This window comes from Embleya hyalina, from assembly GCF_003967355.1.
GTDB classification, from domain to species: domain Bacteria; phylum Actinomycetota; class Actinomycetes; order Streptomycetales; family Streptomycetaceae; genus Embleya; species Embleya hyalina.
In genome coordinates this window covers 88,075-107,234 of record NZ_BIFH01000025.1, presented here as the reverse complement: position 1 = coordinate 107,234, position 19,160 = coordinate 88,075, and the positions used below count along the sequence as shown (strand labels likewise).

The window sequence follows — 19,160 nt, the reverse complement described above, 5'->3', positions numbered from 1 at the left end:
TATCAACCCTTGATCGAGACTTAGATTGCGATCATGATACGGAACAGTGTTCCGTAGAGTGACACATCGATGAGAACGCCGCCGACAACCGGCGGACGGAAGGTCGACCGTGAACGAACCCCCCTTGGAGACGGCGCGGCAACGACGGTCGTCGGAGACCGAGTTGTTGATCGTCGGCGCCGGCCCGGCCGGCCTCTTCGCCTGCCACCACGCCGGCACGCGGGGCCTGAGCGTGACACTGCTCGACTCCCTGCCGCACCTGGGCGGGCAGGTGGCGGCGCTGTACCCGGACAAGGAGATCTTCGACCTCGCGGGGTTCCCGGCGGTCCGCGGCCGGGACCTGGTGGCGCGGTTGACCGAACAGGCGATGATCGCGGACCCGGTCGTGCTGCTCGACGACGGGGCCGCCGAACTGGACACGCGTCCCGACGGGGTCACGGTGCGCACCACCGCCGGTCACGAGATCCGTGCCGGCGCCGTGCTGCTCACCGCCGGCATCGGCCGGTTCACGCCTCGGCCGCTGCCCGCGCTGGCGGGGTACACCGGCGAGGGGGTGCACCACGTGGTCGCCGCGCCGCACACCTACGAGGGGCGGGATGTGATCGTCGTGGGTGGTGGCGACAGTGCCGTCGACTGGGCCAACACCCTTGCCCCCCACGCCCGTCGGGTCACCCTGGTACACCGCCGGCGCCGCTTCCGGGCGCACGAGCACTCGGTGGCGCAACTGGCGACCTGGCCGGTACGCGTCCGCACGGACAGCGAGATCGCCGAGGTGCACGGCGAACACGCGGTGCGCGCGGTGACCATCCGCGATTGCGCGACGCGAAACCTCGAACGGGTGGCCGCGGACGTTCTGATCCCGGCACTCGGTCACGTCGCCTCGCTGGGACCGCTGACGCGCTGGGGTCTGCGTCTGGAAGGACAGCAGATCGAGGTCGACACCGACATGTCCACGGGTGTCGACCGCGTCTACGCCGCGGGTGACGTCACCACCTACCGCGGCAAGGTCCGCCTCATGGCGGTCGGCTTCGGCGAGGCGGCGACGGCCGTCAACAACATCGCCGTGCGCCTGCGCCCCGACGAGGACCTGTTCCCGGGCCACTCCAGCGAGCGACCCCCGGCCGGCGTCGCGGGCTGACGGGGGCGCCCGACACATCTCCCGAACCCTCGAACCGACGAACCCCCGAACCAACGAACCAAACGAACCAAACGAACCGACAAAACTATGAACCAACGAGTCTTCGAACCTTCCTGCGAGAAGGAGACGTCATGCCGTACGTGATCAACGAGAAGTGCATCAACGAACTCGACGGGGCGTGCGTCGACGTGTGTCCCGTCGACTGCATCTACGAAGGCGCCACCAAGCGCTACATCAACCCGGACGAGTGCATCGACTGCGGTGCCTGCCTCTCGGAATGCCCCGTCGCCGCGATCGTCGCCCCCTCGGGCGGACCCGATCCCCTCTGGGTCCGGGACAACGCCGCGTTCTTCGCCCTGCCGCTGCCCGGGCGCGACACCGCGCTGGGCAACCTCGGCGGGGCCTACGACACCGGCGCGATCGGGGTCGACACCCCGCTCGTCACCGATTGGAACAAGGAGTCGTGAGCACCGTGCGCCACGCCGCGCCGAACACCGCCACGAACGAGATCGACGAGACCGTACGAGCGAGTCGCGCGCTGGCCGCGGCGGGCCTGTCCGACATGGTCTGGGGCCACGCCGCCGTGCGCGACGGTGCGGATCGCGGCGTGTGGATGAAGGCTTCGGGCTGGGGCTTCGAGGAGATCGACGCCGACCGCGTACTCCTGGTCGACCGGGCCGGGGAGGTGCTGGAGGGTCAAGGCACCCGCCACATCGAATTCCCCATCCACACCGAGATCATGGCCGCGCGGGCCGACGTCGGCTGCGTGGTGCACACCCACGCACCCGCGCTGAGCGCCTTCGCCTCCCTCGACGTTCCGCTTCTGCCGATCTCCCACGACGGCGTGCCGTTCTGTGATCCGCAACTGCCGCGCTTCGCCGATACCGGGGCGCTGATCGCCACCGACAGCCTGGGCGCCGCACTGGCCGAGGCGCTCGGCGACGCGAACGCGTGTCTGATGCCGCGACACGGCGCGGTCACCGTCGGCCCCGACGCGGCCACCGCCGTCATGTACGCCGTGTTGCTCGAACGCGCGTGCCGTACCCAGCTGATGGCCATGGCCGCCGACCGGCCCAGGGTCTGGTCGGACTCCGCCGAGGTGGTGTTCAAACGCGAACAGGTCTGGAACCCCACGCAGCGCGAAGCCGGTTGGCGCTACCTCGGGCGCCTCGCGGAGCGAAACGCGCGATGAACGACCGCGGTCACCACCCGAAAGGCAATCACCACATGAGCGAGCGGATCCACGCGAGCGAAGAATGGATCACCATCGCCACCGCCGACGGTCCCATGCGCGTCTTCGTCGCCCGGCCCCCGGCGTCCCAGGGCCCCACAGGCGCCGTGCTCGTCCTCCAGGAGGCGTTCGGCGTCAACGAGCACATCCGGACCGTGGCACGACGCGTCACCGAACACGGCTACCTGGCGGTGGCGCCCGACCTCTTCCACCGCAGCGGCATCGCCGAACTGCGCTACGACCAACACGCCGAGGCCATGGACCTGATCGCGGCCCTCGGCCCGGACGCCGTCCTCGCCGACACGACCGCGGTGCTGGAGCACCTGGCACGCGAGGAGGCCATCCCGGCGGCGCACACGGCGGTCGTCGGCTTCTGCTTCGGCGGGCGGGCCGCGTTCACCACGGCCACGTCCGGCGCCAAGACGGCCGGGGTGGTCGTCTTCTACGGCCCCGGCGTGGCGGCTGGGCCACACGCGGTCCTCGACCGGGCGGCGCACATCGACACGCCCCTGCTCCTGCACACCGGTGGGCAGGACCCCACCATCCCGGCCGACCACATCGCCGCGATCGACGCCGCGCTCACCCGCGCCGGCGTCACCTACGAGCACCACGTCCACCCCGAGGCGGGCCACGCCTTCGCCTGCGACGCCCGCCCCGACAAGTACGTTCCGGAGACCGCCGCCGAGGCATGGCGCCATACGTACGCCTTCCTGGAGCGGGTCATGCCACCCACCCACGCCTGATCCACCGCCGCAAACACCCCCTGGACGCGCGGAGGCACGCCACCACTCGCACGGCCGCCCCCGCGCGCCCGGGGCCGCGACGACGCGGCAACCACCCGAATCCGGACGGGAGCACCTTGTCCTCGCGAACCCCGAACAGCCTGGAACGCCTCTTCGGCGAGGAAGCGTGCGTCACCTTCAGTGACTCGCTTTCCCCGGCGGACGTCCTCCGTGTTCTCGGCGTGGAGGCGGAGCCCCCGTTGCCGAGGACCCACGCGCAGTTCCTCGACGCCGCACCGCACGCCGACACGAGGATCCTGCGGGTCGGCAGCTCCGGCGGTTGGACGTTCTGCCAGGAGTTCTTCGGCCACACCGGACTCACGGACGACCATGTGAGCCGCCTGTCCACATCGGGCCAGGCCCTCTTGTTCTGTTGGAACCGGGAGGCGCAGCCCACCTTCGCCTACGCCTGCCGGGGAAGGGTGGAGGCGTTCTTCGAACCGGGTATGACCGCGGCACCGATCTCGTCGATCGACTCCCCCTTCACGCGACGCATTCGCACCCTGGGCACCCACCGGGTCGGCGGCCTGAACGACATCTATCGAGCGGCACGGGAAACCCTGTCCCTCGACATCCAACTCTCCGACATCGAAAGGGACCTCCCGTCCCTGCGCATCCCGAGGTGACATCCGGGTGTCGGCGCCGACGGAAAACCCGTCGCCGCCGGGCAGCGTCTCGGCGAGTACAGGTCAACCGCAATCGAGTTCTCGAACGGCGGTCGTACGGACGAGCGTCCTTCGCTCCGCTGCGAACGCTCGTCCCGGCCGGTCATCGTGACCGTCCGGGAATACGCGCCACAGCCGCCTTCGAAAAGATCGCCATCGATTCCGCGGGAGCGCCGGTGTCGGTCGACCGGCCCGAGGGCGACGCCGGCATCGCGGAGCAGTCCGGCCGGGGTCGGGGACGGCATCGGGGCGGTCAGGCCGACGCGGGCACGGCCGGTGTTCCCGCTCGGGTACTTCCCGGCCGCGAAGCCGGGGGCGGCGACCGGCAGGCGCACGACCCGGCCGATGCCCTCGGCATCTCGCGGACCCGGTTGTCGAACCTCTCGCGTGCCTGCGCGACCGCGGCCCTGGTTGTCGCCGTCCCCGTCGGGCGGCGCACCCGCTGCGAACTCGCCGACGCCCGCCTCGGTATCGCGCTCGGCACCCTGCGTGCCGCCGTGCTCGCGGTCGGGGCCGACCCGTCCTGCCCCGACGCCGCAGACCGGGGCTGTTGCCGATGAACGCGCCGATATCCCTGTCCCTGGGCCCGAGCCCGTACGTTGCGAGCCCCCGGCCCGGGTGGGCGAGCCGGGCTCGCGGTCGTCGGCCGCGTCGGGGAAGGGGGTATCACGATGGTCGATCACGGCATGCCTCTTGTCCGTCCGGTCCCGGCGGCCGGTGGGAACCGGGCCGGGCGTTTACGTCCCGGTGGGATCAGAAGCGTTTGACGAGACTGACCGAGCGGTCGCCGACGGTGAAGCCGAAGCTCTGGTACAGGCCCAGGGCGCCGGTGGGGCTGTCGGCGTCGACGTCGAGTACGGCGCGGCGCAGACCGTCGGCCCGCATCCTCCGCAGGACGTGGGCCATCAGGGTGCGGGCCAGTCCCCGTCCGCGTGCCGCGCGTCGTGTGCCGACGGTCGTGATGTAGCCGAACGGGCCGTCGCGCAGGGGCCATTCGTCCTCGTCGACGTCGACGAGGACGAAGCTGTCGACGCGTTCGCGGTCGGCCGCGGTGGTGACGGCGAGCAGTGACAGGTCCGGGCGGGATGCCGACAGACGGTCGGCGGAGGCCCATTCCTCGGCGGTGATCGGCGGACTGCCCCAGTGGTCGCGGAAGGCGTCGTTCCTGGCGGATCGCGTCTCCTCCTGCCATTGCGGTCCGTAGGGCACGAGTCGTACGTCCGGTGAGCTCGGCGGTTCGGCGATCGGGGTGTCCAGGTCGAGTTCCAGTTCCAGCCACCATCGGGCGCGGTCGTAGCCGTGCGTCTCCAGGAGCCGGATGGTGGAGTGGGCGTGTTCGTGGGTCATCGACATGAGCCACCCGGGTGCGGTGGTGTCGCACGCCGCGAGGTGTTGGAGCCCTCGGGCCTCCTGCCAGGCCAGCAGCGCGCTGCCGAGGCCCTCGCCGCGGCGATCCGGGGCCACCGCGGCGTCGAGTTCGACGCAGGCGAGCGTCTCCACGCTCTCCGGGGCCTCCGCCGACGCGTAGGCGACGGCCCGCCCGGTCGAGTCGAGGCCGATCACGGCGTCGCGTTCGGGGTCGAAGTTGTCGCTCGCGAACTCCTCCTCGATCTCGTCCCTCGTCTGCGTGACCCTCGGGTGGTCGACCTTTCCGGCGGCGCGCTTGAGGTCGAGGATCGGATCGATGTCGGCGACCGTGACGGGTCGCCAGACGATTCCGTCGCCGACCGTGGGCAGTTCGACCGTCGCCGGTGCGGTCACCCGGTCGCGCAACGTGCGCGATTCGGGGCTGCGATCCGCTGTTTCACTCACGGGTTTCCTGCCTTTCGGGCTCTCGGACTTCCTGGTCGGGTGGGGAACGTGCGCCGATGCGGGGGACGCGCACCGGAAGAACGCGTCGGGGAGAGGGGAACGGTCCGGTGCGCCGGGCCGGGCGCACCGGATGGTCTCGCGTGCCGCGCGCCATCCTGCCCGCCCCGACGGGCTCATGCCGGGTTGTGTTCCGGTGGCCGGAACGCTCGACCGTACGCGCGCCGTTCCGCGCATAGCCTCACGAACTTCCGTCCCGCCGTTCCCGGGAGGACGGACGGAGCGTAGGCACGCAGGGCCGACGGGACGCATCACCGCGGCATCATCGTCGCCGGGTTCCACGTAGGGCGGAGCGGCACGTTGCTCGCGCGGGCACGGCGGTGTTCACCTCGAGCATCGCCGCCGCGGCGTCGGAACAGCTCGGAACAGCCCTGGTCCACGCCTCGTTCGTCGCAGCGAATGCCCTCCACGCGCCCATGCTCGTCGTCCTCGGCGACCCCGACTTCCACGGTCGGTTCGGCTTCCGCCCCCGGGCCCACCCGTAGCGGTCGCCTCCGCCACCCGGAACCAGGTCACCAGGAGTCCGGTACGCCTGGCTTCGCCGCCCCGTTCACGTTGGACCCAGGCGGACACACCGGCGGGAACCTGGGGCTACGTTCCCGACAAACAGGTCATCAGCGAGACCGACACCCTGCCGGGTGGGTCACGCGAGTCGCCGGTTGCCCGATTCCGCCGGTCCGGCGAGGCCGAGCGGGCGGTGATACGCACCGGGTAGCCCTGGCCGCGGCCGATGGTGCGCCCGCTGCGCGGGGCTTCGCGCGGGTGTCCGGGGTGTCCTCGAGGCGTTCGGAGCGCAGGTTGGGTACGTCGATCCCCGATGGACGCGTTCCCATGGAGACGGTTGGCGATATGGACACGGTGTCCACGGCGGGACGCATGGGTTTGATCTCTTCATCGTGGAAGGAGTGTCGGCGAACTCCCGTAAGACCGCCGTGAGATCCCCCTTCCGGTGCCGCGACCGCCGTAGGGATTGCGAAGCGGGCCTGGGTGCTTACGGTCAAGGTCTCGCCGGCCGGGCAACATGACGCTGGAACGGCAAACCCGCCTTGAGGAGTCCCGTGATCAAGATCAGCATCTTCCTGACCCGGCGTGCGGACCTGACCCACGAGGAGTTCGTGGAGTACTGGACGCACAAGCACCTGCCGCTGATCGCGAGCGTGACGGACGGAGCGGTGCCGGTCCGGCGCCATGTCCTGCTCCTGCCCACCGACGACGAGATCCCAGGCCTGCGCAGCACCTACTACGACGGCGTCGTCGAGGTCTGGTTCGACGACATCGCCGACGCCACCCGCTGGTTCACATCCGCCGTCTTCACCACGACCGTCGCCGCAGACGAGGAGAAGTTCCTCGACCGCTCCCTGACCCGTTTCCTCTACGCCACCGAAACCCCGATCGTCGGTTGAGCACCACTGCCGGGGTACATCGACTACGCGAGGTTCGGGGCGCTCGTGCCGACCGTGGGCGGATGACCGAAGGCCCGCAGGGCCCGGCGTTGCCGCGATCATGCGCGCGTGGGGGGTGTGTCAGTAGTCCTTGGGGATGGCGGAGTTGAGTACCGCCCGCAGGTCGGTCAGGGTGTCCGTCCGCAGGTCGGCGGCGGCGTGGGGGGCGTAGTGCGCGGCGAGGTCTCGGAAGCCCTCCAGCGTCGGCTCGTCCATGATGGCGGCGCCGGGGGTGGCCAGGGGCAGCGTCAGATAGCTGCGGACGCGGCCGAGGTCGTGCGCGTGTCGGCTCATGTCGACGGCATACCGGTTGACCAGAAGACGCGTTGCCGGGTCGCGGTGCGAGGTCTCGTTGGCCAGCGCCTCGAAGCCCAGGTTGAGGAAGTGGTCGGGTTCGCGCAGCAGGCGGTGGCGCGCCGCCGACCCCTTCCAGCCGGAGCGATTCCAGTTCGAATTACCGGGAATCTCGTTTTTGGCCGGGAATCCCCGGTACTCCGAGGAGGGGAAGGTCTCCAGCAACAGACCGCACAGCGCCCGGGTCTCGGCGAGTGTGTCCTCGGTGTCCTCGGGGATGCCGAAGACGTAGAGGATCTCCGGAACCAGGTTGTTCTCCTCCATGTGCTGGAAGGCGGTGATCAGATCGGAGCGCAGGGTGTCGGCGTGTTTGCGCATGGCTCGCAGGACTGCGACTGAGGCCGCGCCGTCCGCGCCGAAGCCGAAGCGGTCGAACCCGGCCCGGAGCACCAGGTCGCGCACATGCTCGGAGCGCATCGCGGCGTTGTAGGAGTCGGCGCGGGTCAGCGCGTGCAGGCCGATGCGGATGTCCGGGTACTGCTCCTCCACCGCGATGACCGCTTCCAATTGCGCGGTGAGCAGGCCGAGATCCCCTCCCGGCAGGGCCTGTTGGAAGAAATCCAGGGAGGTGCAGTACAGGTACAGGCGGGAGAGGCCGAAGCGGCGCGCGAGCCGACAGGCGTTGTCCAGGTGCGCCCGGACGTTGAAGAACGATTCGCGCTGCTGGATCTGGGCCCCGCAGAAGTTGCATCCGAACTTGCAGCCCTGGCTGAACGGCAGGGTCAACTCGTGTGTGAGATAGGTGCGCAGGTCGTCCTCGGCGAGCCGGTCGAGTTGGCGACACAGGTCGATCTCCATGGCGCCGGGAAGGGCGGCCAGCCACCGACGGTCCGTTTGGTGGGCGCCGGGGAAGATCTCCGCGAACTCCTCCGGGGAGAGTCGTTCCACGCCCTGCCCCCCGACGTACACCCGATGGGCCGGTAGTCCGCATCCCAGGGTGAGGTGGCGGTGGACCCGGGCGGCGGGGCTGATGTTCTGCGCGCCCATGACGGCGATCGCGTACGAGTCGTACTCGTCCAGGTTCTCGGCCCGACGCAGGTCGTGGAGCTGGCAGTCGAACAGGGTGGGCTCGGCCAGGCCGCGTCGTTCGAGCAAGTCGGCCGCGTACAGCGGCGCGACCGGCAGGAAGGGCAGCCGGTCGGGGCGGAACGGGATATCCCCCGCCAGGTAGTCGTCGTGCACGTAGGGCGGGTGGATCACCAACATGCGACCCGTGGGGACGTGGGTGTCCACGGGCGGACCCGTCGATACGGGCAAGAGCGAGATCGCGGGGGACGTTGCCATGTGCCCTCCAAGGGCCGGGCCGACGACGGAAGATGCGAGATGCACGGCGACGCGTTCACTCCGGGGTCGTGCGCTGTGGTGCCCTAACCGATGGTCCGTACGGCACAACGCGTGCGTATAGGTGGCATCCGGCCAAAGATGCGCACCGGCGCGTCGGGGACACCCGGCGATCGCGATTGCCGATCGCGCGCCCGACCGCTTGGATACGACTCACGACAGTCCGATGCCGCCCGATTCTCGTGGCACACGAGGAGAGTTCGATGACAGATCGCACCGACTGCTCCGAGTTGGATCGACACCGCGAACTCAACACCGACGAGACCGCGGTGCGGAAGCTGCGGGATCTGGTGACCGAGGCCCGCGTGGAGTTCGTCCACTGTCAAGCGGTGACCCTCACCGGCCGCGTGGTGGGCAAGGTGGTGCCCGCGGCCCACCTGACCCGAACCATCGAGACCGGTGTACGGGCACATCGCGCCATCCTGGCGGACATGCGCACCGACGTGAACGGGACGCTGCTGGGCGGGGGTTGCGAGGCGCGCGAGTACACGGCCATGCCCGACCTGGACACCTTCGCCGTCCTCCCGTGGGACACCCGTGCCGGCCGGTTCTTCTGCCGCCTGTACGAACCGGCCCACCTGCCCGACGGCGTCGGCGGCGGACCGCTGGCGACGGACGTCCGCGGCAACCTGCGCCGCCGCCACACGGCTTTCACCGCTCGCACCGGGCTCGAACTGCGCAGCGGGTGCGAACCGGAGGCGTCATGGAGCGGGCCGCACCTCGACGCCGCGCGACCGCCGATCAGCCCCATTCATCACATCGACAGCATGGATGCCTTCAGGCCCGTCTACCAAAGGCTCATCACGTACGGGCAGGCCCTGGGGCTGGACATGATCGAGGCCAACCACGAGGGCGACCCCGGTCAACTGGAGCCCAATTGCATGTTCGACCGCGCGGACCGCACCGCCGACAACGTGATCGTCCATCGGCAGATCTGCCGCCAGGTCGCGCGGGAACTCGGGCTCACGGTCAATTTCATGCCCAAGCCCGCGGACCATCACACGGGGAACAGCTGCCAGCACAATCTGAGCCTGTGGCGAGACGGGACGAACGTACTGGCCGACCCGGGAGCACGTGGCCTGCGGCTGAGCGAGATCGGCCGGCACGCCCTCGGCGGTATCCTCACCCACGCCGCCGCGGCGACAGCCGTCCTCGGACCGACCGTGAACTCCTACAAACGCTTCGTCCAGCCGAGCCCGTTCACCCCCTCCCGGGCCGACTGGGGCAGGGACGACAGGACCTGCGCCGTGCGCCTTCCGGACGGCGACCGACTGGAGGTCCGAATCCCCGACGCCATGGTCAATCCGTATCTTTCCCACGCCGTCCTCCTCGCCGCCATCGAGGACGGACTGAAGAACCGGATCGACCCCGGGCCCGCGCGAGGGACCTCCGACCCACGCCGGGACACCCGCTTCCCCGAACTGCCCACCACCCTGGACGAGGCGCTGCGGGCGTTCACCGCCGATCCCGTGATCACCGGCGGCCTCGGATCGGAGATATCCGAACTGTTCCGTGCCATCAAGGCCGACGAATGGACGCGATTCTGCAGAGCCGTCACCGACTGGGAACAGACGGCCTACGCCGACCAGGGCTGCTGAGCAGGCACCGAGGCCGTCCGCCCACACGGGAATTCCTCGACCCACGGCTCCGGCCTCCACACGGAGGTGCGCGACCCGAACGCGGTCGGGCCGCTCCCGTTCGCTGTCGTGGCGACGATCCTCCCGGTCGATCACGATCTCGTCGCGCAGGGCCTCGTCCAGGACCTCTCGCCGTCGTCCATGGCCTCTTGGGCCCCGTCGGAGGAGAGCCGGCCGAGGATTGCGACGACGCCCCCGCAGCGCCGGAACGGGTACTCGGGCATGATGCCGCTGGCGAGCATGCCCGGCTTGGCCTTCATGAGTCGTAGGTGGACCTCGGTCCCGCGCAGGTGATCGTCGAACGCCTGGATCTGCACGGTGCTGCCGTGGCGGAAGCGGTCCCGGCCCGATCATCGCAGCCGTCCGGGTGGGGGAGTGGGGTGCGCTCGTAGGGGGCAATCCCGGGACTCGACATCGGATCCGGGGTGTGATCGCACCGTCCCCTGCTGGTCCCCTCCCTTGGGTGGCCTCGTATGCGTGTCCCCCGATCGTCGGTGCCGCGGCGGGCGCGGTCCTGCTCGCGCCGACCGTGCCCGTCCCCGCGCACGCCGCGACCGGGGTCTTCTCGGTCCACGTCATCGATTACGACGGCCGCGGGCCGAGCGTGGAGAACCCGAAGGCCGGCACCTGCTACGACCTGGCACCGGGGAGTCTCCGCCTTCGCGGACAACTTCGCGGACGCCGTCGCGCGCACGTTCGCCGCCGCCGGCCGCACCGGGGCGACGGCCGAGATCCTCGCGAACGGCTCGTGGCCCCGGGGGATCTACGGGAGCGTGCGCTTCGATTCCCGACCGGCCATCGCGCGGGGTTCACCCGGGGATACCCGCCGGTCTCGGCACCGCGGGCCGCGGATGTGTCCACGGGTCCCGTGCGGCCGTCCGGCCGGACGGGCTGTGCGAGCGCCGGGCGCTTGTGTGCGACGGCCTACTTGATCTCCACGAACATCACGTGCGCGGGGGTGTCGCCCACGTTCTCCCCGATGTGGGTGTGCTCGACCATCCACCCCGCCTCGAATGGGGCGCGGTCCACTTCGACGACCCGGTCGTCCATCGTCATGCGTCGGCGGAAGGCGCTCAGCGTGATCAGCACGCTGTCCGGGTGGTGGTGCCGCATGGTGCGCGTCCCGGGCGTGTCGCGGAACTCCACGACCCGGACCCTGTCGTTCTCGAAGACGACCCGGTAGAACTCCGGGTCGGTCACTGTGGGGTGTCGGCTGTCGTCCACGACGGATCCTCGATTCCACGGACGGATGGGCGGGGGAACCGCTCCCGGTCCCTGCGCCACCGGACCACCGGACCCGACGACGGCTCCCACGGACGGAACAGGACGGTCACGAACGTTCTACCTGCCCCGATGCCCGTCGGCAACGCGAGCGGTCCGTCCGGCTGTCAGCCTTCGCCTGGTCGTCACGCCGTGGGCCACCGCCCGGGTTGCCCACGGCGTCCGGCGTCGACGACTACGGCGCGGCGCGGAGGCGGTCGCGTATCCCGGATGTGTTTCCACTGCCCCAGCCGCCGGTCATCCGCAGCCCGGAACAGCACCAGCACACAGCCGGGGGCTTGGACCCCGTCGGGGTTTCCACGTTCCGCACCGGTAACCCGCGCCCGGGGTGGGCGCCCCCTCTAGCCGGAGACCAGCGGTGTCCTCCCTCCAAAAACAGTTACTCGGAGGTCGCTTGGTGCCTTCCGGCACCGGGTCCTGTGACCGCCGCCAACACACCATCGACGCGGTCTTATCGTCACGGGGCATCATCGAGGGTTCACTTGCGTTCGCCCATCCGGCCTTCCGCTCGCCTGTTGCACCCCGATGGTCGAAGTGCTCGTGGGCTTGAACGCTTTGCTTCAACGCCGCCGTTACCAGCGACGCATGGGAGCGCGGGCACGCGCGTGGTCGCATCGGTGCGTGCACGTTGGACGAACTGGTGCTTCCTTGCGTCGCCGGCACGGCCGGTACCGACGGCCCGGGCGGGAGGCGGGGACGGGGCGTCGGGTGCCGGCGGTGACGTACGTTCCCTGATATCCACTTCGCGTTCCGCGGCGGCGATTTCGTGCCGTACGCCGCTCGGGTCGCGAACACGGTCGTCGACCGCCTGCGGACATGAGGGCCGCTGTCGCCTTCGAGAAGTGGTCACTTCATCTTGGCGTCGTGTCGGTGTCGTGGAGTGGGCGCGCGGGGAAGCCGTTCTTGCGTGCACCGACGACGATCGTGAGAGTCGGTAGCAAAAGCGCGAGGGCGCTCCAGCCGAGGTAGCTTGCTCCGGGTCCGCCGAGCAGGAGTCCACCGAGGATGCCGCTGCCGGCGATGCCGGTGTTCCAGCCGGTCACGAACAGGGATTGGGCCACGTCCCCGGCCGCACCGGCTGCTTCGGCGACAGCGGTCTGGAGCAGGGTGGCCGCGCCGCCGAACGCGAGTCCCCACACGGCGGCGCCGACGAAGACCGGTACGGGGGAGCCGGTGGAGACTCCCAGGAGCAGAGCCGCCGTGGCGAAGAGGACGCAACTGGTGATCACGAGGGTGCGCAGGTGCCGGTCGATGAGTGCGCCGGTGATCCAGATACTCGCCAACGACAGCACCCCGAACGTGAGGAGGACGGCGTCGACCCGATCCGTCATGCCGAGCGAGTCGAGCAAAGGCGCGATGTAGGTGTACAGGGTGTTGTGCGCGAGTACGAAGGTCAGCGTCGCGAGGAGTATGGGGGCGACACCGGGGATGCGCAGAGTCCGGGTGAGCGGGAGCCGGGACTCCTTGGGCCGTCCCGGGAAGTTGGGGACTGTGGCGATGATCCAGACAATCAGTCCCAGGGTGGCCGCGGTCGTGAGTCCGAAGGCGAAACGCCAGCCGACGACTTTCGCGAGGAATGTGGCGGCGGGTACACCGACCGAGAGTGCGACGGGAGTGCCTGCCATCGCGATTGCCATGGCCTTGCCGCGTTGGTGCGGGGCGACCATGCGACGGGCGTACCCGGCGAGCAGGGCCCAGAGCAGTCCCGCGACGACACCTCCGATGAACCGGGACGCGAGCGTGAGGACGAAGTTGTGCGAGAGGGCCGTGATCGTGTTGGTCACGGCGAATCCCGAGACCGCGGACAGCAGGAGGTGCCGGCGCGGCCATCCGATGGTCGCTCGCGTCAGGGGGAGAGCCGACAGCAGCGCCCCCAGGGCGAAGGCCGTGACCGTCTGACCGGCCGCCGACTCGCTCACCCCCAGGTCGCGGCTCATCGCGGGCAGTACTCCGGCGGGCATCGTCTCGGTCAAGAGGGTGATCAGTCCCGCGGTACCCAGTGCCAGCAGCCCCGCGAGGGGAAACCGTGGGACAGGGGCGGCAATCGATCTGGTTTGATCCGTCTTTGGCATGACCATACGATCGATGGATGACATTAATGTCAGGGTCAAATCGATGACTTGCGACGTTCGTGGGGGGTTCGCACGTGAGGATCGGTGAGCTGTCGAAGCGCACGGATACGCCGGTGCGTATGTTGCGCTACTACGAGGCGCGAAATCTGATCGTGTCGGAGCGTCTGCACAACGGATACCGGGACTACGACGACTATGTGGTCGATCGTGTCCGCCAGATCAGGGGTTTGCTCGACGTCGGTCTGCCGACGAGGATCATCGGACAAATCCTGCCGTGCCTGGACAGCCCGATAACGATTCACATGCCCTATGTGACGCCGGACATGGTTGCCACCCTCGAGGAGGTACGCGATCGCATGGCCGAGAAGATCGAATGTCTCACGAAGAATCACACGGCCATCGGCGACTACCTCCGCGCAGCCGGGTTCGACGCCGAAGCAAGCTGACGGCACGCCCGGGACACCGGACCGGGCATGACCAAATCCCGATCGTTCGACGGAGAGGGAATGCCATGTCGTACGTCGAAGCCGTGGTTCGTCGCAAACGGATGGAGATGGCGCCGGGCGTCGCGGCGTTCGCGGTGATGCCGCCCTGGCCCAGCGTCGGGTGGCCGCCACGGCGAAGAGGACGTCGGCGGTCTTCGACTGGCCGTGGGCGAGTCGGCGAAGTCTGCTCGCGCTCCGGGAGGGGCCGGAACCGAGCCCCGTTTCAGGTGCGTTTGAAGAATTCGACCTCGCCCAGGGCGATGGGTTGTTCGGTCACCGGGCCTGCTGCGGCGCGGACGGTGAAGCGGACCGAGACCACATCGCTGACACCCATGCGGAGCGTTTGTGGGCCGGGACGGTCGTCGAGGGTCATCGTGCGGGTGGTCACGCGACCGTCCTTCGCGGTGATCGACAGGTCGAGCCGGGTGGGGCGAGCGCCGCGACGGAATTCCTCGGGCGCGGTGGAGCCGCCGGCGTGCACGACGACGCCGACCAAGCGGAACGGGGTGGCGAAGGCACAGGTGAGGGAATCGCCGAGGGCGGGTGCCCCCCACCATTGGTTGGTGATCCCGTCGGTGGCCGCGCTCGCGGGGTGACCCGGTGCCTCGGCGCCGGCGGTGACGGTGGTCGGGGTGACCTGGGAAGCCTTGCCGAGTTTGTCCCGGGTGTCCTCGAAGAGCGAACGGGCGAGCGGGACGAGGAAGAAGCCCGCGACGACGAGCGCCACGACCACCAGCACGGTGATGAGGCGTCGCCACACCGCCCCCGAGCCGGTGCGTACCCGGCGTCGGAACGGCCGGATGGTGCGCCACCAGGACAGGGCGGGTGGGGGCGCGGTCAGGTGCAAGGGGGCGGCGCAACGGCGACAGAACCTGCGTTCCGGTCGGTTCGGGGTGCCGCAGTCCGGGCACGGCGGCCCGTCCTGGGCGTCGTCGGTGGCGACCGGTCGTACGACGGGTCGTGGCGCCACCGGTTTGGCCGGTCGGACGGGCAGCACGGGTTCGGGCGCGGGCGGCTCCGGCGGTGTCGGGAGCGCGGGTGGGGCCGACCGCACCGGTGCGGCCGGGCGGGGTGGCGAGGGCGCGTCCCCAGGTACGGGATCGTGTACGGACGGCGGTACGGCCGGGCGGGCGGTGGTCGGCGGGGGCGAGGTGGGGTTCTCCGCCCTCGACGGTGCCGCGGGCGGGCCTGCGGCGATTGGCGCCGCCGGGTCCGCGGAGCCGCGTTCGGCCGGCGCCGGCAGGGCTGTGCCCTCGGTCGCCGGTCGTGCCGATGCGGGGTGCCCGTGGGTCCGCGAAGGCGGCCCGGGTGTCCCGGAGGTTTCCGACGGTTCGTTGATGGCTCCGGCAACGTTCGAGCCCCCCGGCCCCCTCCCTGCCCCGGGCGTTTCGTGGCTCCTGCGCACCTCGGGCTGCTCCGACCGCTCCGACTGCTCAGGCGTCGTGAGCTCATCCGGCGCCTCCTCGACCCGCGCAGCGGGTCGATTCCGCGCCGGTCCCCGCGACCAGCCCAGGTACGAGCCGCAGTTGCCGCAGAAGTCGTCGTCGTCCTCGTTGGCGACCCCGCACGTCGGACACGCGCGCATGGCGTCAGCCCCCTCTCCGGTCGGGCGGGCCGGGCAGGATCTCGACCCGGTGGGTCAGGTGCACGGGGCACGCGGCCGCGACCACCTCGTGGATCCGTTCGCGGTCCACGTCCAGTGCGCGCACCGGCCACACCCGTACCAGGAGTTCCTCGGGACGGGTACCGGGGAGGGCGGAGTTCGGCTCGGACGACCACGCGCCGCCGCCCCCGTCCACGACGTCCGCGCGCACGCCGCAGCACAACCACAGGAGTTCGATCAGTCCACGACGGGTTCCGCGCCGGCGGTGCAGGTCGACCGCGCGCGCGACCACCGCTCGGCGCACCTCCTCGGGCCACGTCGGGGCCACGTCGACGCCGATCCAGCCGGCGAGCCAGTGCAGGAAATCCGTGGGTGCCAGCGAGGGGTCGAGGTAGGCGGCAAGGTTGTCCAGAGTGGTGAACACGGGTGCCAGGACGATGTCCAGGCCCGCGGTGAAGCGCTGTGCCAGATCGTCGTCCGCGTAGAGCGCGGGTAGCAGATCGCCGATCGGGTAGCGGGTGGGGAGGCCGGGTACGGCGGCTCTGGTCATGTGTCACCGTCGGGTTCGCGCGCGGTGACCACCACCTGGTGCCGGTAGGAGAACACCAGTGCGTTGCGGGCGACTTCGATCCGCTCGACCGCTCCGCCGCGACGTCCGGTAATCGGATCCGCCGGGAACAGCCGTACCTCCTCGACCAATCCGGCGCCCACGCTTTGCTGGAGTACGCCGAAGAGCTCGCCGTACTGCACGGCCCTGCCGAACGGCCATCCGGTCGCGTCGAGTCCGCCGCGCAGTGGATCCAGCAGGTCGAACAGTGCGTCGAGGGCGTCCTCGCGCACCCGGTCCACCTCGCCGGGGTTCGCCGCGACCAGGCGGGCGACGACTGTGACGCCCTGGTACGCCGGTGGTTCCACGATCAGGCGGGTGCCCACCAGGCGTCGTTCGTCCAGTCGTTCGGTGATCGCACCCAGGACCCGATCCGAGGGGATCAGTTGCTCGAAGCGCAGCCGGTCGCCCTCGTCGGCGACCGCGTCGGGGACGACGAGCACGCGCACGGCGCCGGGTTCGTCGTCGGCGGTCGGCAGGCAGCGCACCCGGCGCACCGAGGGCGCGGCGTGGCGCGCGATGAACTCGTAGTCGCGGGCGGTGACCGCGCGTTCCTGCACGCGCAGCATGTTCGGGGCCCGGGTCTTGGCGTTCTCCACGGTCTCGCCGTCGACGCCGCCGCGGGCCGCCTCGCGGTTGTCGACCTCCGCGATGTAGGGCACCGAGCTGCGCAGCACCCGGATCGTGCCGCGGGCGACGTTGCCGGCCGCGCCACCGCCGGTGCGGTGTCGCGGGACGCGTAGGTGGGCGCCCTTGGCGGGCACCGCACCGTAGGTGCGCAGGCTGCCGTCCGGTTCGCGCACGGCCGGGGGGAAGGCGAACTCGCCGGTGGTGGCGTCGACGCGGACGTGTCGGTCCTCGGGGCCGGATGCGCCGAAGTGCTCGACGGCCGTCCAGATCCGCCAACCCTCCGGTGAGGACTCCTGTACGACCGGTGCGGGGCCGTCGAGCAGCAGGGGTGGCCGAGCGACCGTGAAGCGCTGGCCGGGGACCCCCTCGGAGATGCCCAGCTGCACGTCGAAGACGGTCTCGGCGTGTTCGACGCCGATCGTGCCGCCGACGGTGAACACCTCCGCCTCGCGGATGGTCGGCGACTCGGAGTAGAACGGCTGGCCGGCCTCCGCCGGGACGACCCGACAGCGCAACCAGCCGGCCGGGGTGCCCGCGACCACCGACGTGGTGTGACCGGCGGGCACGAACACGGTCACCTCGCCCGGGCGGTTCAGTCCGCCGGTGCTGTCGGTGCCGACCTCGCAGTCGAGCCAGCGCGCCCCGTCCCACGCTTCCCACACCAGCGGAGGTTGCCGCGGGTCGACGCCCACGCCCTCGACCCTGCTGTCCAGGCGCACGGCGACGATGCACCGGGGAACGGCGGTGGGCAGGCCGAGCAGCATCGCGTCCCCCGGGGCGGGGCGGGCCTGGAAGACCGGGATGGTGCCGCCGGCCGTGAGCGCCCCCGTCCGGTCGTGCAGGCCGCCCGAACTCGGGGCGGTGACCAGGCGGGTCAGCGAACTCGGCACGATCGACAGGTCCGCCGTGGTGGCGAACACCACGGCCTCCTGCGTCTCGCTGCCGCTGGTCGCCACCTCCGTACCCGCCCGAAGACGCACGGTCTCGGGCTGCGGCGCGGACAACCAGAAATCCACGTCGGCGCCCGCCGCGGCCGGTGGGAACAGCGTGACGCCGAGCAGGTCGAGGAAAGCCGTGTAGTTCTTCTCCGGCACCCGGTTCAGCCGATACAGCAACTGGTCGACCATGTAGGCGAAGGTCTCGATCAGGGTGACGCCCGGGTCCGAGACGTTGTGGTCGGTCCATTCGGGCGCGCGTTGTTGCACGTATCGTTTGGCCTCGTCGACGAGTTGCTGAAAGCGCCGATCGTCGAGGTTGGGGGAGGGCAGCGCCATCAGTTCACTCCTGGGTCCCGGTGTTCGGCGAGCCCTCCGAGGACGGGATCGTGTAGAAGGGGAAGACCAGATTGCGGACGTCGTTGGTGGAGCGCACCGTGTAGCGCACGTCGATGTACAGGACACCCTCGTCGACCGTGTCGAACGCGATCACCACGTCGTCCACCTCGATTCGCGGTTCCCAGCGTTCCAGCGAGACCCGGGTCTCGTGGGCGATGCGCCCGGCGGTGGCGCCGTCGGCGGGCGCGAATACGTAGTCGTGGATGCCGCAGCCGAACTCCGGCCGCATCGGCCGCTCGCCCGGCGCGGTACCCAGGACCAGCCGGATCGCCTCCTCGATCTCCCGATCGCGCTCGACCATGCCGATGCCGCCGGTGGGGCTCACCCGCAGCGGGAATCCCCAGCCGCGGCCGATGAAACGTCCGCTCACAGGGGCCCTCCGATCAGGACGTTCGGCGCGCCGAGGAGGATCTGCGCGCCACACGAGGTCTGGTCGCGCATGCGGGCTGCGGGCAGGCCGCCGATCAGCACGATTCCGCTCGTCGCGGCGGCGGGGGAGGGCATCACCACGTTGGCCGGGCCGAGGTAGGCGTGCGCCGGGCATACGTGCAGGCTGCCGGTGACGGCGGCGGGCTTGCCGCCGATGAGCACGGTGGCGACGGCCGCCGCGGCGCCAGGGGGTGGGGTACCCAGGACGCCGCCGTGGGCGGTGGGATCGCCGGTGCGGGCTGCGGGGGGCATCGTCGGTG

Annotated in this window: 20 protein-coding genes; 9 read left to right on the top strand and 11 right to left on the bottom strand. The window is 70.4% G+C overall.

Annotation, left to right across the window (positions count from 1 at the left end; all coding sequences use genetic code 11):
- Nucleotides 1-109: 109 nt before the first annotated feature.
- From EMA17_RS26870 to EMA17_RS26850, 5 genes are all read left to right on the top strand, one after another.
- Entirely contained in the window at nt 110-1,138 is a 1,029-nt protein-coding gene (locus EMA17_RS26870; protein WP_246126917.1) for an NAD(P)/FAD-dependent oxidoreductase, read from the top strand.
- A 131-nt stretch (nt 1,139-1,269) separates the two neighbouring features.
- Nucleotides 1,270-1,605 (top strand): ferredoxin family protein, encoded by a 336-nt coding sequence (locus EMA17_RS26865; RefSeq protein ID WP_126639707.1) that lies wholly within the window; start codon nt 1,270-1,272, stop codon nt 1,603-1,605.
- Complete coding sequence (locus EMA17_RS26860) at nt 1,602-2,330, top strand: class II aldolase/adducin family protein (RefSeq protein WP_246126916.1); 729 nt, start codon at nt 1,602-1,604, stop codon at nt 2,328-2,330. Before EMA17_RS26865 ends, EMA17_RS26860 begins: the two co-directional genes overlap by 4 nt.
- 35 nt (nt 2,331-2,365) lie before the next feature.
- The gene (locus EMA17_RS26855; RefSeq protein WP_126639706.1) at nt 2,366-3,112 is read left to right on the top strand and encodes a dienelactone hydrolase family protein; all 747 of its coding nucleotides are present in this window, start codon (nt 2,366-2,368) and stop codon (nt 3,110-3,112) included.
- Nucleotides 3,113-3,228: 116 nt separating this feature from the next.
- Nucleotides 3,229-3,777, top strand: a complete 549-nt coding sequence (locus tag EMA17_RS26850) for a DUF6461 domain-containing protein (RefSeq protein WP_126639705.1) — start codon at nt 3,229-3,231, stop codon at nt 3,775-3,777.
- Here EMA17_RS26850 and EMA17_RS26845 read toward each other — a convergent pair.
- The gene (locus EMA17_RS26845) at nt 3,690-4,145 is read right to left on the bottom strand and encodes a DUF3703 domain-containing protein (RefSeq protein ID WP_246126932.1); all 456 of its coding nucleotides are present in this window, start codon (nt 4,143-4,145) and stop codon (nt 3,690-3,692) included. The two genes, EMA17_RS26850 and EMA17_RS26845, sit on opposite strands and share 88 nt — an antisense overlap.
- On the opposite strand from EMA17_RS26845, the gene EMA17_RS54315 reads away from it, so the two are divergent.
- The gene (locus EMA17_RS54315) at nt 4,026-4,376 is read left to right on the top strand and encodes a hypothetical protein (protein WP_246126931.1); all 351 of its coding nucleotides are present in this window, start codon (nt 4,026-4,028) and stop codon (nt 4,374-4,376) included. The two genes, EMA17_RS26845 and EMA17_RS54315, sit on opposite strands and share 120 nt — an antisense overlap.
- 193 nt (nt 4,377-4,569) lie before the next feature.
- On the opposite strand, the gene EMA17_RS26840 is transcribed toward EMA17_RS54315, so the two are convergent.
- Entirely contained in the window at nt 4,570-5,628 is a 1,059-nt protein-coding gene (locus EMA17_RS26840; RefSeq protein WP_218043062.1) for a GNAT family N-acetyltransferase, read from the bottom strand.
- 1,115 nt (nt 5,629-6,743) lie between these two features.
- Between EMA17_RS26840 and EMA17_RS26835 the strand changes: the two genes are divergently transcribed.
- A complete protein-coding gene (locus EMA17_RS26835) occupies nt 6,744-7,088 on the top strand; it encodes an EthD domain-containing protein (protein ID WP_160161572.1) in 345 nt (114 codons plus the stop codon).
- Nucleotides 7,089-7,208: 120 nt separating this feature from the next.
- On the opposite strand, the gene EMA17_RS26830 is transcribed toward EMA17_RS26835, so the two are convergent.
- Nucleotides 7,209-8,765 (bottom strand): radical SAM protein, encoded by a 1,557-nt coding sequence (locus EMA17_RS26830; protein WP_126639702.1) that lies wholly within the window; start codon nt 8,763-8,765, stop codon nt 7,209-7,211.
- A 260-nt stretch (nt 8,766-9,025) separates the two neighbouring features.
- Here EMA17_RS26830 and EMA17_RS26825 point away from each other — a divergent pair, with 260 nt between their 5' ends.
- A complete protein-coding gene (locus tag EMA17_RS26825; RefSeq protein WP_126639701.1) occupies nt 9,026-10,420 on the top strand; it encodes a glutamine synthetase family protein in 1,395 nt (464 codons plus the stop codon).
- Nucleotides 10,421-10,551: 131 nt separating this feature from the next.
- On the opposite strand, the gene EMA17_RS26820 is transcribed toward EMA17_RS26825, so the two are convergent.
- The 3 genes from EMA17_RS26820 to EMA17_RS26810 all read right to left on the bottom strand — a co-directional run bounded on the left by EMA17_RS26820 (nt 10,552) and on the right by EMA17_RS26810 (nt 13,812).
- Complete coding sequence (locus EMA17_RS26820) at nt 10,552-10,776, bottom strand: hypothetical protein (RefSeq protein ID WP_126639700.1); 225 nt, start codon at nt 10,774-10,776, stop codon at nt 10,552-10,554.
- Between the two features lie 607 nt (nt 10,777-11,383).
- Nucleotides 11,384-11,683: a cupin domain-containing protein gene (locus EMA17_RS26815; protein ID WP_126639699.1), complete on the bottom strand. Its 300-nt coding sequence runs from the start codon at nt 11,681-11,683 to the stop codon at nt 11,384-11,386.
- A gap of 908 nt (nt 11,684-12,591) precedes the next feature.
- The gene (locus EMA17_RS26810; RefSeq protein WP_307721563.1) at nt 12,592-13,812 is read right to left on the bottom strand and encodes an MFS transporter; all 1,221 of its coding nucleotides are present in this window, start codon (nt 13,810-13,812) and stop codon (nt 12,592-12,594) included.
- Nucleotides 13,813-13,886: 74 nt separating this feature from the next.
- Between EMA17_RS26810 and EMA17_RS26805 the strand changes: the two genes are divergently transcribed.
- A complete protein-coding gene (locus tag EMA17_RS26805) occupies nt 13,887-14,258 on the top strand; it encodes a MerR family transcriptional regulator (protein ID WP_126639697.1) in 372 nt (123 codons plus the stop codon).
- A 262-nt stretch (nt 14,259-14,520) separates the two neighbouring features.
- On the opposite strand, the gene EMA17_RS26800 is transcribed toward EMA17_RS26805, so the two are convergent.
- From EMA17_RS26800 to EMA17_RS26780, 5 genes are all read right to left on the bottom strand, one after another.
- Entirely contained in the window at nt 14,521-15,144 is a 624-nt protein-coding gene (locus EMA17_RS26800; RefSeq protein ID WP_246126915.1) for an NADase-type glycan-binding domain-containing protein, read from the bottom strand.
- A 742-nt stretch (nt 15,145-15,886) separates the two neighbouring features.
- Nucleotides 15,887-16,450, bottom strand: a complete 564-nt coding sequence (locus EMA17_RS26795) for a phage tail protein (protein WP_126639695.1) — start codon at nt 16,448-16,450, stop codon at nt 15,887-15,889.
- On the bottom strand, nt 16,447-18,411 hold the full coding sequence (locus EMA17_RS26790) for a putative baseplate assembly protein (RefSeq protein WP_126639694.1): 1,965 nt from the start codon (nt 18,409-18,411) through the stop codon (nt 16,447-16,449). Before EMA17_RS26790 ends, EMA17_RS26795 begins: the two co-directional genes overlap by 4 nt.
- A gap of 4 nt (nt 18,412-18,415) precedes the next feature.
- The gene (locus EMA17_RS26785) at nt 18,416-18,841 is read right to left on the bottom strand and encodes a GPW/gp25 family protein (protein ID WP_126639693.1); all 426 of its coding nucleotides are present in this window, start codon (nt 18,839-18,841) and stop codon (nt 18,416-18,418) included.
- Nucleotides 18,838-19,152, bottom strand: coding sequence for a PAAR domain-containing protein (locus EMA17_RS26780; protein WP_126639692.1), 315 nt, complete (start codon nt 19,150-19,152; stop codon nt 18,838-18,840). Before EMA17_RS26780 ends, EMA17_RS26785 begins: the two co-directional genes overlap by 4 nt.
- Nucleotides 19,153-19,160 lie beyond the last annotated feature (8 nt).